The sequence below is a fragment of the Aliivibrio salmonicida LFI1238 genome (genome assembly GCF_000196495.1).
GTDB lineage: Bacteria > Pseudomonadota > Gammaproteobacteria > Enterobacterales > Vibrionaceae > Aliivibrio > Aliivibrio salmonicida.
This window is the reverse complement of record NC_011312.1, coordinates 794604-809711: the sequence shown is the minus strand read 5'-3', so window position 1 is coordinate 809711 and position 15108 is coordinate 794604. Positions and strand designations below refer to the sequence as shown.

Sequence of the window (15108 nt, the reverse complement as noted above, 5' to 3'; positions counted from 1 at the left end):
GCTAATATGGGCGCAGAATTGTACAAGCTTTGAGAAGATATTACTAGAGTTTCAGGCACGAGAGCCGTTAGGAGGGAGTTCATTTAACAATAAAAAGGTTATCGTATTTATCGTTCTGTTATCTAGGGTATTCATATTACAGTAAATACAAGCTCCTCTGAATCTTCAGGGAGCCTGCAAACATTCTAAACTCTTAGTTCAATTTACTCAGCAGGGCGTGGGCAAATTTCATCTTCAACAAAGAAATAAGCAATCTCACGAGCGGCTGATTCAGGACTGTCCGAACCATGCACAGAGTTATAACGCATGCTGATCGCATAATCAGAACGCAAGCTACCACAGGCCGCTTCATCTGGATTTGTTTTTCCCATCAATTCACGGTAGCGAGTAATAACACTTTCACCTTCAAGCACTTGAACCATAACAGGGCCTGATGTCATGTACTCAACGAGTGCATCAAAAAATTCTTTGCCTTCATGCTCGGCATAAAAACCTTGAGCCTGTTCTTTTGTTAGAGAGAGCATTTTAGCGGCTACAACTTGCATACCCGTTTTTTCAATACGACGGTAAATAGCACCGATTAAATTACGCTTAACCGCATCTGGTTTTACAATTGAAAAAGTACGTTCTATTGTCATTCTACTTTCCTTCAAGTTTCTTTTACTTCTTAAAAGCTATTATAATTATTAGAAAAAAGACCGAGTCTATTGCCCGATCTTTTCTTATTTATTTTGTAAGAATGTTCGCTAATGTTCTTACACCGACACCCGTTGCCCCTGCAGACCACTTGTCTGAGGGAGCGGTTCGGTAAGTTGCAGAGCAATCCATATGCAACCAGCCTTTCTTATAATCATCAACAAAATAAGAAAGAAAACCCGCGGCCGTACTTGCGCCTGGTGAATAGGCTCCAGAACCAATATTCGCTAAATCAGCAAAATTAGAAGGCAACATCTCACGATGAAATTCCATTAACGGCAAACGCCATAAACCTTCGTTCTCTTCTTGAGCTGAAATTAATGCTTGCTGGCTTAACTTTTCATCAAAACTCAATAATGAATGAAAATCATTACCAACCGCCATTTTAGCGGATCCCGTTAGCGTTGCACAATCGATAATTAATTCGGGGGTTTGCTCAGAAGCAAATTGAAGGCCATCCGCTAAGACTAAACGTCCTTCTGCATCTGTATTCAAAATCTCAACTGTTTTGCCATTTTTATAGGTAATGATATCACCCAGTTTTAAAGCTCGGCCTGAAATCATATTTTCAGCACAACATAGAATTAGCTTAACGCGCTTATCTAAACCACGAAGAATCGACATTGCAAGACCTGCAGTAACAAGCGCAGCTCCGCCCATGTCAGCCTTCATTGATGCCATGCCACCTGAAGGTTTAATGCTGTAACCACCAGAATCAAACGTAATGCCTTTACCTACAAGACAAGCGTATACAGGCGTATTTTCATCACCCGTTGGGTTGTAGTCTAATTGCAGCATCGCAGACGTACGTTCTGAACCACGACCAACGGCATATGTTCCCGTCCATCCTTCCGTTAAAAGATCTTTATCTTTTACAATTTTAGCTTTTACCGTTCCTTCCGGAGCAACTGATTTAATGAATTCGGCAGCCATACTCGCCAACTGGCGTGGGGCAACTTCTTCTGCCGTTTTATTAATAATGTCACGGGTCCAGTTGGTCGTTAAAATACGTGCATTTAATTCTTTTTCGTCATGATCTGAGAGTGAGTTCCAAGCGATATCATTATTACTTTTCGAACCACGGAAGCCTTGAATAAAAGACCAAATAGATTCGAGATCCCATGACGCGCCATCCAAAGCTACATCAACAATACCTTGAGTATTTAACTTTCGTGCAGCACGTTGAACCGTACTGTATACATCATTGTCAGTATTATGAATGACGGCGCCTTCTGTGGTAAATGAAAGCAGTGCGTTATTCCCCCAATGAGCAAGAGCTTTTGTATTTGAAAGTTGTACTGTCATCTTCTGTGACATCATGTATCTCCTTTATAAAACGCAACACCACTCAACAATAAGTCATGATCATACCAATTCAACTTGCCATTGATTTTTATTGCATTTTTGTATTCGGTTAAACGAACAGAACGTTCGATTTTTAAGTCAATTTGCCTACTTTAAACCCGTGATTCAAGGAACTTAGGTTAATTCTAAGAGATGGAGCCAACCAATTGCTGATATTTCATACATTTCAGACGAGATCCTTCATTAAGACTAATCCCACTCATCCATCCAACAAAGAATGATAGCTTCTAATACCTTCTCTCCAGAGTGCTTTGGATCGTCATCAAAATCATCCAATTCCAATATCCACTCAAGTAAATCCGTAAAGCGAACCGTTTTAGGGTCAACTTCTGGGTATTTTTCTACTAATTCAATCGCAATATCTTGAGAATCTATCCATTTTAAGCTCATAATCACATCCTTAAATTATGTTGATACCATTAACTTACTAATATAAAAAAAGGTAAGTTCTGAGGGGTAAGCTATTACTCACATCTCATCCCTTACCTTTTTAGAAGAGGCTAATTAATTCGTTAAAATTAATGCTCTTCTGATGCTAAGTTTAGTGTATATTTTGGAATTTCTACCACTAAATCTTGTTTTGCCATTCTTGCTTGGCAACCTAAACGAGATTCAGGCTCTAGACCCCATGCTTTATCTAGCATGTCATCTTCAAGCTCATCACTTTCTTCTAATGAATCAAACCCTTCACGAATAACAATGTGGCACGTTGTACAGGCACATGATTTTTCACATGCATGCTCAATAGCAATACCATTTTTTAATGCAACATCTAAAACGGTATCGCCTTCATTCGCTTCAAGCACTGCGCCGTCAGGACATAATTCACTGTGTGGTAGAACAATTATCTTTGGCATTTCTATACCTCATCAATAGATTGACCAGCTAATGCGGCACGAATAGAGGCATCCATTCGACGCGCTGCAAACTCTTGGCTTGCTTCATCAGCGTGTTTAATTCCGTCTTCAATTGCTTGCGTATCAGTACCTTTACGTACCGTAATTAACGCTTCAACTGCTTGTAATATTACTGTTTGTTCTTCTTTCGATAACAATGCATCACCATCGTTATTTAACGCTACGACTAATCCTTCGATAACACGATCGGCCTCAACTTGTTGCTCAGCCAGTGCTCGTGCTTTCATATCATCTTTTGCATAGGTCATAGAATCTTTTAACATTGTAGCGACTTCATTATCACTCAAGCCATAAGATGGCTTAACTTGAATATGAGATTGAACACCGGTGCTTTTTTCCATTGCCGTAACAGATAAAAGACCATCGGCATCCACTTGGTAAGTCACTCGAATATGTGCAGCACCAGCGGTCATTGGAGGAATGCCTTTCAATGAGAAGCGCGCTAATGAGCGCCCATCTTCTACCATTTCACGCTCACCTTGAACAACATGAACCATCATGCCTGTTTGACCGTCTTTAAAAGTCGTAAATTCTTGTGCTTTAGCTACTGGGATCGTGGTATTACGAGGGATAATTTTTTCAACTAATCCCCCCATGGTTTCAATACCCAGAGACAGTGGAATTACATCGAGTAATAACATTTCTGTGTCTGGTTTATTTCCCACTAAAATATCCGCTTGAATGGCTGCGCCAATAGCAACCACTTGATCAGGATCGATACTGGTTAATGGTGTTTTAGCAAAATAATCACCAACAGAACGTCGAACGATAGGAGTTCTTGTTGAACCACCAACCATGACCACTTCCATTACGTCTTCAGAACTAATATCGGCATCTTTAAGAGCACGGCGGCACGCCATTAGTGTTTTCTTTACTAATGATTGAATTAATTGATTAAAGATATCAGCCGTAATCGTGCCTGACCATTCTTTAAAAGAAACCGTGACTGAATCGGCATCTGACAATGCTACTTTGGTTTCTGTTGCTAATGTCAAAAGCTCACGTTGTTCTTGATTAGAAAGTGCCGTCGTAATTTCTGCTTGATCTTTAATCCATTGGGATAGTACATGGTCAAAATCATCACCACCGAGTGCTGAGTCGCCCCCTGTAGCTAGTACTTCAAATACGCCTTTTGATAAACGTAATATTGAAATATCAAACGTACCACCACCAAGGTCATAAACCGCAATAATACCTTCTTGACCAGAATCAAGACCATAAGCAATCGCTGCGGCCGTTGGTTCATTTAATAAACGTAGAACATTTAAACCCGCAAGTGTTGCTGCGTCTTTTGTTCCTGCTCGTTGAGCATCGTCAAAATAGGCAGGAACCGTAATTACGACACCTTCAAGACTGCCACCTAAAGTGACTTCTGCGCGATTGGATAATGATTTTAAAATTTCAGCAGAAACTTGAATTGGGTTAACATCACCCTGAGTAGTATGGATAACAGGTAACCCATTATCGCTTTCCGTAAATTGATACGGTAAATCAGGATAACGAGTCTGAATGTCTTTCAATGAACGACCCATTAAACGCTTTACTGAAATAATGGTATTTTGAGGATCAGAAGCAGCCGATTGGTAAGCATTAGCACCTACACAAATTTTATCATCTTGATATTGCACTACAGATGGAAGAATCACGTTACCTTTCATATCAGGCAATGTATTCGCTTCACCACTTCTAACAGAGGCTACCAGCGAGTTAGTGGTTCCTAAATCAATGCCAACCGCTAACTTATGTTGATGCGGTGCAGCACTTTGTCCAGGTTCAGAAATTTGTAGAAATGCCATCGGTAATATCCTTCACTTAGTTAATCTAACAAAGATTAACCTAATAATTTATCTTCTAACTTTTCGACTTCTTGGTTTAGCTTATCAATAAACTTAAGTTTACGAACGCTTTGTGCCGCTTCTTGCCATAACTCTGATTCTAATTGCTGCTTTAATTCAGCTAATTGAGTTTTACGCATTGCAGAAACATTTTCTGAAAAATCAAACAGTGCACTTTCAGGATCTGAACTTGATAGCAAGTCTTCGAGATCTTCTCGTAACTCCATCTGTTGCATTAGAAACATAGGATCTTGCATTGTGGTTTGTTCACCACGAATGTCATGTCCTTGCTCTGATAATATATACTCTGCACGAGTGACTGGATTTTTAAGCGTTTGATAAGCGTCGTTGATTTGTGCCGCTTTTTGAACGGAAAGCAAGCGGTCACGCTCTGAAGAGGTCGCGAAATTGTCGGGGTGGAATCGTTTCTGCAATTCAAGGAACTGAGCAGAAAGAAGGCCACCATCCAGTTCAAACTGGTTTGGTAGCCCAAATAATTCAAAATGATTCATAGTTAACGTTATGCTCTATACGTTGAAGCTTTCACCACACCCACATTCACTTTTTACGTTAGGGTTGTTGAACTTGAAGCCTTCATTTAGACCTTCTTTGGCAAAGTCTAATTCAGTGCCATCCATATAAGCTAAACTTTTTGGATCGATGATGATTTTTACACCAAACTTTTCAAAGACTTCGTCTTCTTCATTTAGATCATCAACAAACTCAAGAATATACGCCATACCAGAGCAACCAGAGGTTCTTACGCCTAAACGTAGACCAATGCCTTTTCCTCGGTTTTCAAGAAATGTTTGAACACGGCTTGCTGCTGCTTCGGTTACTGAAATGGCCATACTACAACCTTTACTATATTTGTTTTGTGGTCATGGATGTCATTAACTAATAATGACCTACTTAGATAACAAAGCGCTTTACTATATTACAAACAAAACGCTTTATTAGATTGCTTAATCTTAGTGCTTATTACGGTAATCAAGTACCGCTGCTTTAATTGCATCTTCCGCTAAGATTGAACAGTGAACTTTTACTGGTGGTAATTCTAGCTCTTCTGCAATTTCAGCATTTTTCAATGCAGCAGCTTCGTCAAGAGTTTTACCTTTAACCCATTCAGTTACTAATGAGCTTGACGCAATTGCAGAACCGCAACCGTATGTTTTGAATTTTGCATCTTCAATAATGCCTTCTGGAGACACTTTGATTTGCAATTTCATTACGTCACCACACGCTGGAGCACCAACCATGCCGCTACCAACTGATGGATCATCTTTTTCAAATGAACCTACGTTACGTGGGTTTTCGTAGTGATCGATTACTTTTTCGCTATAAGCCATGATAAATACCTCTAAATTCTGAAACGTCCGTGTTTAGTGGTGTGCCCACTCAACCGTGTTTAAGTCGATGCCTTCTTTGTACATATCCCATAACGGAGACATATCACGCAGTTTATTTACTGCCTGGCTAATTTGTGTAATTGCATGATCAATGTCTTCTGCCGTTGTATAACGACCAAAAGAGAAACGAATTGAACTGTGTGCTAATTCATCATTCAAGCCTAATGCACGCAATACATACGATGGTTCAAGACTCGCTGAAGTACATGCTGAACCAGAAGAAACAGCAAGATCTTTCAATGCCATTAGCAATGATTCACCTTCAACAAACTCAAAGCTGATGTTTAAGTTATGTGGTACACGTTGGTCTAAATCACCATTAATGTGTACCGCTTCCATATCTTTAACACCATCAAGAAGACGATCACGCATTGCTAGGCAATGGTCGTAATCTTTTTGCATCTCTTCTTTTGCAATACGACAGGCTTCACCCATACCAACAATTTGGTGAGTTGCTAATGTACCAGAACGGAAACCTCGTTCGTGGCCACCACCGTGCATTTGTGCTTCTAAACGAATACGTGGTTTACGACGAACGTACAATGCACCAATGCCTTTAGGGCCATACATTTTATGAGCAGAAAGTGAGATTAAATCTACTTTCACTTCTTGTACATCAAGTGGGATTTTACCCGCTGATTGCGCCGCATCTACATGGAAAACAATTTTACGTGAACGACAAAGTTCACCGATTGCCGTGATATCTTGAATCACACCAATTTCATTATTTACGTGCATAATAGAAACAAGAACCGTGTCTTCACGCATTGCTGCTTCTAATTTAGCGAAATCAACCAAACCATTTGATTCTGGATCTAAGTACGTCACTTCATAGCCTTCGCGCTCAAGTTGACGACATGGATCAAGAACCGCTTTATGCTCAGTTTTACATGTAATTACGTGCTTACCTTTCTTATGATAGAAATGCGCAGCACCTTTAATTGCAAGGTTATCTGATTCTGTAGCGCCTGATGTAAATACGATCTCACGTGGATCGGCATTTAATAAAGCAGCAATATTGTCACGAGCAGTATCTACTGCTTCTTCAGCCTGCCATCCGTAACGGTGTGAACGTGATGCTGGGTTACCAAAGCATCCATCCATAGTCATATGTTGAACCATTTTATCGGCTACGCGCTTATCAACAGGACAAGTCGCCGAATAATCAAAGTAAATTGGCAGTTTCATTTTCATCTCCGAGAATACAGACGTTTGACCGTCAAAAGCGGACATTAACACCCACAGAATTTGTTAATTTTGAATTCGTTACTAACCCATTATTTAAGGCTGCATCGATGTTTTGTCGATCTGATACTTGTTGAACTTCATTATCAACCATCAACTCACCAAGGCTTATACCATCTAAGAAGCTACTGATACGTGAACTTAAATCACGCCACAATGTGTGCGTTAAACAACGCGTGCCACCTTGACAACCTTCTTTACCATGGCACTTAGTTGCATCAACCGATTCATCAACCGCCGAAATAACCATTCCAACCGCAATTTCATCTGGTTTTAATCCTAAGCGATAACCACCACCTGGACCTCGAACACTAGCAACTAAACCAGCTTTGCGTAATTTAGAGAATAATTGTTCAAGATAAGATAATGAAATTCCCTGTCGTTCCGATATATCGGCAAGTGGCACAGGCCCTTCTTGAGCATGCAGTGCAACATCAAGCATTGCCGTTACTGCATACCTTCCTTTCGAAGTTAATTTCATAAGTTACCTCATACCCACACTATTCGTATGGAATGAAGTTTCCCATACCTGACCATTTTGGTCAAGTATTTATCCTACTATTTTAGTCAAGTATTCTGATTGCATCTATTTTTTAATATTTGAGCTTCTTTCTACCGCAGTTAATATACCGCGTAATGTACGTAATTCATGAATCTCAGGACGAGCACGATTAAACATGCGGCGCATCTTATTCATTACTTGTCCTGGATGAGCCTTATTAATAAAGTCGGTATCCATCATCACTTTTTCAAGGTGCTCATAGAATAATTCTAATTCGTTATTTAAAGGATATTCCGCTTCTTTAGATTCACCTTTATACGCCTGACTATCTAACCAAGCAACACGCGCTTCATAACTAATTGTTTGCACTGCCATGGCTAAATTTAATGAGCTGTATTCAGGATTTGCTGGAATACATACATGAAAATGACATTTCTGTAATTCTTCATTGGTTAATCCAACTCTTTCTCGACCAAATACAAACGCAATAGGATGAGACGGCGCTTCTTCTATTGCTTTGACGCCCGCTTCTCTTGGTTCTAACATTGGCCATTCGAGTGTTCTTGAACGAGCACTTGAACCAATAACTAAACCACAATCAGAGATAGCTTCATCTAATGTACTAACAATACGCGCTCGATTCGCAATATCACTTGCACCGGCAGCTAATGCGATGGCTTGACCATCAACTTCACATTCAGGCGCAACTAATACCATATTAGTTAAGCCCATTACTTTCATGGCACGAGCCGCTGACCCAATGTTTCCTGAATGGCTAGTACCAACAAGGACAATACGAATTCTATCTAACATGTTATTTTTCCATATGATGAAAAGAGCCGCCGGATACTACCATAAAGCAATATCCCTTTCTTCTTTATATACCAGAGATTTTAACCTGTAATCGCTTTTTTCATAATAAAGACACTAACTGAACAAAAAATAAACGCTTCCTTTTAATTATTAATTTATGTATACTCGCGGCCGATTTCTGTTCTTTAACATCTTTTGGGATATAACTATGCATCCAATGCTAAATATTGCTATACGTACTGCGCGTAAAGCCGGTGACTTTGTTGCTAAATCTTTTGAGCAAACTGACAAAATTGAAACAACAAAAAAAGGCAATAATGAGTTTATTACGAACATCGAAAACGATGCTCAATATATGCTTGTTGATATGATCAAGAAATCTTACCCTGATCACAGCATCATTTCTGAAGAGTCTGGCCTAATCGAAGGCAGAGACGCTGACGTTCAATGGATCATTGACCCATTAGATGGCACTACTAACTTCGTTAAAGGTATCCCACACTTCGCTATCTCTATTGCGGTTCGCATTAAAGGTCGCACAGAAGTTGCTTGTGTATACGATCCAATCCGTAATGAATTATTCACAGCTCAACGTGGTTCTGGTGCTCAACGCAACAACCAACGTATGCGTGTGCAAGAATTAAAAGACATGAATGAAACCATTCTTGCAACAGGTCTTCCTTACCGTCAAAAACAACACGCTGAAAGCTACACAAAAATCCTAGGCGCAATGTTTGTTGAATGTTCTGATATCCGCAGTTCTGGTTGCCCTTCTCTAGATTTATGTTATTTAGCAGCAGCTCGTATTGATGGTTTCTTCGCTCTAGGTCTTAAGCCTTGGGAAATCTCAGCAGCAGACCTAATCGCTCGTGAATCTGGCGTTATCTGTACTGACTTCACTGGCAATACTGACTACATGAAAACAGGTAACCTAGTTGCTGGTAGCCCACGTATGGTTAAGTCTATGCTTAAAAAAATCCGTGACAACGGCAGCGAAGCTCTTACTAAATAGACGCGTTGACGACATAATTGTCATTGATTGAAAATTGAATTAAAAAAAGGGAAGTGAATTAATTCACTTCCCTTTTTTATTATCTCGATGTTATTGATGATCGATCACAACTCAATTTCCCACCCAAAATCAGCCATTAGTTTATTCCACTTTTCACCAACACTCGCTTTTATTACAACATGCTTATTCGTGCTCGGATGAATGAAACTCAATTCAGACGCGTGTAATAATAAACGGTGACTATCTAAATTATTTTGAAATAATCGATTATGTTTGCTATCGCCATGAGTCGTATCCCCAACAATTGGGTGGCGTAAATGCGCCATGTGACGACGTAGCTGATGTTTTCTGCCTGTATGCGGCTTTAATTCCATCAAGCAATATCGACTGGTTGGGAATTTACCTGTTGAATAGGGTAATTCAACGTTAGCCAAGGGTTTATATTCCGTTATTGCTTCTTTTGCCTCAACGTCTTTTGACGCCTTTTTATCCGCAATTTTATCTAATTGTTCTTTAAGTGGGTAATCAAGAATATCCCCCTCTTCTATCCAGCCACGCACAATAGCATGATACGTTTTTTTAATTTCTCGACTTGCAAATAACGGTGAAAATTGAGCAGCCACCGCGCTTGATAACGCAAAAAACAAAATGCCAGATGTAGGTCTATCTAAGCGGTGTAATGGAAAAACATGTTGGCCAATTTGATCTCGTAATGTTTGCATCGCAAATACGGTTTCATGTTTATCAAGCCACGAGCGGTGAACAAGCATTCCTGCCGGTTTATTAATGGCTATCAAATCGTCATCACGATACACGATCTCTAATTCAATCGGCTTTGGTTTTTCTTCATTTTCGCTCAACGCTTCAGTGTTTATATTGTGTTTATTAATGTTCACAAAATCTTACCTAACTTATCAATATTCTGGCAAATACCGATGATCTCAGTAGTTCCTTTTTGATTTTTCAATGCTTCTTCGATATAAGGCGCGATAGAGAATCCTTTCGGTAATGGGTGCCCATTTTCGATTAAAATAAACATCTTAGGGATAAAAATCCACTGCAACCACTCTGTTGAAGATAACGTATCAATAGCAAAAGGTTCTGTACTCGCCAACGCAGACAAAGACGGAGTTGCTGTCTGCCAATGACCATGATGCTGTAATTGCTCAGTTAACTGCTTTAATAACACCGTTAATGATAATGAAGTTGTCATAACCGATTGTTCTCGCACTCTCTAATACTTTTAATGACAAAGGATACCATCTTATCAACGGTTGGGTATAATCGAAGCATTAACCATTGAATAAGATATATCATGGAACAGATTTATACGCTTAGCCAACTAATCCAACAGTCCAATTGTGAGTATGCTATTTATGATTTAGGTCGTCGTGTCCAACGCATTGACAGTAAACAATTTGAGTCAATTGAAGCGGCACAACAACCTTATCTTTTTCCTTTGCAACGTCATGCTCACTTAGCTATCGCTTATTGGAATGAAACAAAACAACCTTGGATTTGGTTTTTAAAACTACCTCTAGATGAACGCAGTCTGTTGCAACAAGCTGATGTAGGTAATTTTATTAAGTATGTAATTGAAGCGATTGGAGTCTCACTAAGCAGTGAGTTAAATGAAGATCAACAACAAAATCTGTCCAACAATCCATACACGTTTAAGCCTAAAGATAACAAGATGGCGATGTTTCATAGCCTCTTACGTGCTGACTTAAAACAGCCAATGAGTCAATATTACGAACAGGCGAAAACCTATCTTTCTGGCAATAATGGTTGGACTAATTGGCAATCGGTTGGCGTTCAAGGGTTAGCTGATGTATGTGCAAATCTAAATAAAGACAATAACTCAGTCGCACTGCGTAACGCATTAACCCACCTACCAAATACAGTTTTATACGCAACGCTAGGGTGCTTAGAGCACATTAAATTGCCAGAAAAACTAGCTCAAAGACAACTTGAAATCATTAATGATCTTTGCGACTCAGATGCTGCTGATTTATTTTTATTATCAGCCCACATTCGCGCCCTTTCTGGCGCACCTAAAAAGGTCCTTTCTGAAGCATTAGCTCAAATTCTACGTAGTGAACGATTAAGCCACCCTGAAGTATTAGTCGCAATTGCAGGGCGTTGCTGGGGAGGATTAGAAGACATTGCTATTGCGAATCAATTTTTACTTCGTTTGGCCCAAACCGGTGATCAGCAACTCTTTAATCAACTGTTTGCCGATCTCGTAATGCAACCAACATTACGTATGTGTATGTTACAAATTCTACACAGTGATGCCGACTCTCAACTGGCTCAAGCATTAGTCAAACTACAGCAAAATACGAAGAGTGAATAAAAATGGAGAATCTCTTTGCGATACTCGGCTTAACGTTTTTTTGCTTTCTATTTTGGCAGCAACGAAGACAATCAGAATTTGCTAACCAAGCAATTCAACATTATTGTAAAAAAATGGAATTACAGCTATTAAGTGTCGCAAGAGGCTCTTATGGTTTTCGTCTACCTAGTGGAAAAAAGCGCCTTTATACTACGTATGAATTTGAATTTTCTTCCATTGGTGATGATCACTATACGGGGAAATTGATCATGGTTGGATTTAAAGCCGCTAAATTTAATCTACCTCCATATCGTATTGATGGTGAGTTTTAATACAAACGGTTAAGTGGGTAGTAACTCAATGCTACCCACTTAAGAGCTTAAGTTATACGATGATAATTACCACCACGCCTCCCACATTGCACCCACTGCAAATGTCTCTTGCTTACCGGTTTCTCCGCGAGTTAAATCTACCTCAGTATTTGAATCACCAACCGTTGCATAGAATCTCAACATTGGGCGTGCTCCTGAGTCCATATCAAAACTGATATTTTGAGATAGTGTGACTTTCCACGCGTCGTTCTGTCCACTTTGATTATCAAAATCAACCACAGAATAACCCGCTTCCAACCAAGTAGAATGAATACTATTCCATGCATATGTTGGTCGGACAATTGCACTGTAGTTCGCTCGGTCATCCTGACTTGCATTTTTATCTTCTAACGATTGATAACCTGCTAAATATTCAATATTGGTTTGATTACTAATAACCAACTTACCTTCTAACTGCATAAGCAACGTAGTTAGATCTTCCGTTTTATTAAAGATATTATTATCGACATTGTTGCCATAACGAGTAACAAACTTATTCGTCATTGCACCATAAGTATGATCAAGTTGAATGGCTAATTGGTATGAATCAATATCATCCACATAGCACTGTTTATCCAGCCCAGTGCCCGTACATGTTTGCGTATCTTTATCTGTCTCTGTATTTTTAGAAGAGAAACCATAGTTAGCATACAGTGATAATGCTAATGCATCTGTCAGGTTAATATCATGCAATTTAGAGGTAATCGCATAATTTCCGCTATCACCAGTACCGCCATTGTCATCAACTTGCGCAACCGCTGCCATGTCAAATTTTACACTGCCAAATTCAAGGTTTTTAATACCAGCACCTTGAGCATCATTCTGCATCCAAAAGTAATCATTTAACCCTGTTTGAGGACGATTATGGAAATCTCGGCCAGCCCAAATATAAGCATTAGGTTGTGATTCAAAAACATTCGTCGCCCCCGCATAGAATTTTTTCAAACCAACTTCATCACCCCAATGCTCTAACATTAAAACGACATCCCAAATCGTACCATTATCAGAGACGAATCCTTTAGCAAATTGAAATTCCCCCCCATTACTTTCGTAACCTAAACGACCCGTAGCATTTCCAATCAATTGACCATCAGCAGAAACGTATTTCTCTGTGTCATCTGAAAAGTGAAAACCATAACGAGCGTACCCTGAAAATACAATACCATCAGGTATGTCTGTTTCCGGAGAAATAACTAAGGGTTGTTGATCATCTAATTGAATATTATCTAGCAATTCTGTTTCAGCCAAAATGATTGGTGAAGAAAGTGCAGCTGTAACAGCAAAAGCAACAGGTAATAACTTCATTTTATATTCCTTTAAATATTTAGACAGCAAAAAACAAATCAATGCAAAAATGCACTAATTAAAGTTATTCATTTATTCTCTATTTAATTATTAAACACTTACTTAAATACATTCAAATACATTCAAATACATTCAAATACATTCAAATACATTCAAATACAGAAAGTGTTAACTATTAAGTTAATCACATGACTTTTATATTTATATATATTTTATTTTTGTGCTTTAAACAGAATAGTTAAATCCGAACGAATAATACCTACGTACGGATATTTATATTAGTTACTTGTTTTTATTATATATACTAGAATCACGAATAATAAGTTCCCCAGTTAATACTTCGGTTGTTGGTTTGATGTCTTTATCCGAGATTAACGCTAATGCTTTATTCATTGCTAGTTGTGTTATTTCTTGTATTGGAACATTAATTGTTGTTAATGCAGGAGATAAGAACGCGGATATCTCATCATTATCAATACCTACAATTGAAATATCTTCAGGTACTCGCAGGTTCATTTCTTTTAATGCCTTTATTGCCCCTAGAGCTAAATGATCATTAAAACAAAATATAGCGGTAATTTTATCTGATTTACTCAATAATTCTTTGCATGCTTGATAACCATCTTCCAACTTACCATGCTTCACGATGGTTAAGCTCTCATCGTAATGTACACCATGTTTTTCTAGTGTTTCTTTCGCGCCTTGTAATCTTATTTGTCCGGTACTTGAAGCCAAACTAATTGTAATAATTGCAATATTTTTATGTTTTAATTCAATAAGATGCTCTATTGCCATTCGACTTGCATCATATTGATCAAAAGCAACAGCATGCCCTAACCCATCAGGTAATGTTCTATTAATAACAACTAAAGGAATAGGCAGTGTTTCTTGGATCTTACAATAATCAGTCGCTGTCATGGTTCGGCTATAAATTAAAATAGCATCACACTTTCTAGCAACTAATGAATTAATCGCTTCTATTTCGGTTTCAAGTTGGTTATGACCATCAGTAACAATTAACTGCTTACCTGATTCTTCTGCAATTCTTGTTGCTTCTTTGAGTAAAATACCAAAATAATAACCATCAAAGAAAGAGACAATAAGACCAATGCTATTTGAACTATTTGTTGCCAATGCTTGAGCGACGAGGCTCGGTTTATAGTTCAATGTTTCCATTGCATCAAAAATCAGTTTTTTGGTTTCTTCCTTTACCGGCCCTTTCCCATTCATTACTCGAGAAACCGTCGCTTTAGAAACACCAGCAAGCTTACATACATCATTAATTGTTGCCATTCACCCACCA

At 38.8% G+C, this 15108-nt stretch carries 18 protein-coding genes; 3 read left to right on the top strand and 15 right to left on the bottom strand.

From position 1 onward, the window contains the following. Positions 1-203: 203 nt before the first annotated feature. The 11 genes from ndk to trmJ form a co-directional block, all read right to left on the bottom strand. Positions 204-638 carry a nucleoside-diphosphate kinase gene (gene ndk, locus VSAL_RS04065; RefSeq protein ID WP_012549530.1) on the bottom strand — a complete coding sequence of 145 codons (435 nt, stop codon included), beginning with the start codon at positions 636-638 and terminating at the stop codon, positions 204-206. An 88-nt stretch (positions 639-726) separates the two neighbouring features. Then, on the bottom strand, positions 727-2013 hold the full coding sequence (pepB, locus tag VSAL_RS04060; RefSeq protein WP_012549529.1) for an aminopeptidase PepB: 1287 nt from the start codon (positions 2011-2013) through the stop codon (positions 727-729). Positions 2014-2250: 237 nt separating this feature from the next. Further along, complete coding sequence (gene iscX / locus VSAL_RS04055) at positions 2251-2451, bottom strand: Fe-S cluster assembly protein IscX (RefSeq protein ID WP_012549528.1); 201 nt, start codon at positions 2449-2451, stop codon at positions 2251-2253. 128 nt (positions 2452-2579) lie between these two features. Continuing rightward, positions 2580-2918: an ISC system 2Fe-2S type ferredoxin gene (fdx, locus tag VSAL_RS04050; RefSeq protein WP_012549527.1), complete on the bottom strand. Its 339-nt coding sequence runs from the start codon at positions 2916-2918 to the stop codon at positions 2580-2582. Between the two features lie 2 nt (positions 2919-2920). Next, entirely contained in the window at positions 2921-4774 is a 1854-nt protein-coding gene (gene hscA, locus VSAL_RS04045) for a Fe-S protein assembly chaperone HscA (protein WP_012549526.1), read from the bottom strand. 35 nt (positions 4775-4809) lie between these two features. After that, the gene (gene hscB, locus VSAL_RS04040; protein ID WP_012549525.1) at positions 4810-5325 is read right to left on the bottom strand and encodes a co-chaperone HscB; all 516 of its coding nucleotides are present in this window, start codon (positions 5323-5325) and stop codon (positions 4810-4812) included. Between the two features lie 15 nt (positions 5326-5340). Then, a complete protein-coding gene (gene iscA / locus VSAL_RS04035; RefSeq protein WP_012549524.1) occupies positions 5341-5664 on the bottom strand; it encodes an iron-sulfur cluster assembly protein IscA in 324 nt (107 codons plus the stop codon). 120 nt (positions 5665-5784) lie between these two features. After that, the gene (iscU, locus tag VSAL_RS04030; RefSeq protein ID WP_012549523.1) at positions 5785-6162 is read right to left on the bottom strand and encodes a Fe-S cluster assembly scaffold IscU; all 378 of its coding nucleotides are present in this window, start codon (positions 6160-6162) and stop codon (positions 5785-5787) included. A 33-nt stretch (positions 6163-6195) separates the two neighbouring features. Continuing rightward, complete coding sequence (locus VSAL_RS04025) at positions 6196-7410, bottom strand: IscS subfamily cysteine desulfurase (RefSeq protein WP_044583191.1); 1215 nt, start codon at positions 7408-7410, stop codon at positions 6196-6198. Positions 7411-7441: 31 nt separating this feature from the next. Then, the gene (iscR, locus tag VSAL_RS04020) at positions 7442-7948 is read right to left on the bottom strand and encodes a Fe-S cluster assembly transcriptional regulator IscR (RefSeq protein WP_012549521.1); all 507 of its coding nucleotides are present in this window, start codon (positions 7946-7948) and stop codon (positions 7442-7444) included. 105 nt (positions 7949-8053) lie between these two features. After that, positions 8054-8782, bottom strand: coding sequence for a tRNA (cytosine(32)/uridine(32)-2'-O)-methyltransferase TrmJ (gene trmJ / locus VSAL_RS04015; RefSeq protein ID WP_012549520.1), 729 nt, complete (start codon positions 8780-8782; stop codon positions 8054-8056). Positions 8783-8990: 208 nt separating this feature from the next. Here trmJ and suhB point away from each other — a divergent pair, with 208 nt between their 5' ends. After that, a complete protein-coding gene (gene suhB, locus VSAL_RS04010) occupies positions 8991-9794 on the top strand; it encodes an inositol-1-monophosphatase (RefSeq protein ID WP_023603716.1) in 804 nt (267 codons plus the stop codon). A 104-nt stretch (positions 9795-9898) separates the two neighbouring features. Here suhB and truC read toward each other — a convergent pair whose 3' ends face one another. Both truC and VSAL_RS04000 read right to left on the bottom strand, forming a co-directional pair. Beyond that, positions 9899-10654, bottom strand: a complete 756-nt coding sequence (gene truC / locus VSAL_RS04005) for a tRNA pseudouridine(65) synthase TruC (RefSeq protein ID WP_173362135.1) — start codon at positions 10652-10654, stop codon at positions 9899-9901. Between the two features lie 32 nt (positions 10655-10686). Then, entirely contained in the window at positions 10687-11007 is a 321-nt protein-coding gene (locus VSAL_RS04000; protein WP_012549517.1) for a YqcC family protein, read from the bottom strand. A gap of 102 nt (positions 11008-11109) precedes the next feature. On the opposite strand from VSAL_RS04000, the gene VSAL_RS03995 reads away from it, so the two are divergent. After that, positions 11110-12150, top strand: coding sequence for a DUF3549 family protein (locus VSAL_RS03995; protein ID WP_012549516.1), 1041 nt, complete (start codon positions 11110-11112; stop codon positions 12148-12150). 2 nt (positions 12151-12152) lie between these two features. After that, positions 12153-12461, top strand: a complete 309-nt coding sequence (locus VSAL_RS03990) for a DUF3301 domain-containing protein (protein ID WP_012549515.1) — start codon at positions 12153-12155, stop codon at positions 12459-12461. Positions 12462-12527: 66 nt separating this feature from the next. Here the strand turns inward: VSAL_RS03990 and VSAL_RS03985 are convergent, their stop codons facing one another. Both VSAL_RS03985 and VSAL_RS03980 read right to left on the bottom strand, forming a co-directional pair. Continuing rightward, complete coding sequence (locus VSAL_RS03985) at positions 12528-13805, bottom strand: carbohydrate porin (protein WP_012549514.1); 1278 nt, start codon at positions 13803-13805, stop codon at positions 12528-12530. A gap of 282 nt (positions 13806-14087) precedes the next feature. Beyond that, on the bottom strand, positions 14088-15098 hold the full coding sequence (locus VSAL_RS03980; protein ID WP_012549513.1) for a LacI family DNA-binding transcriptional regulator: 1011 nt from the start codon (positions 15096-15098) through the stop codon (positions 14088-14090). Between the last annotated feature and the right edge of the window lie 10 nt (positions 15099-15108).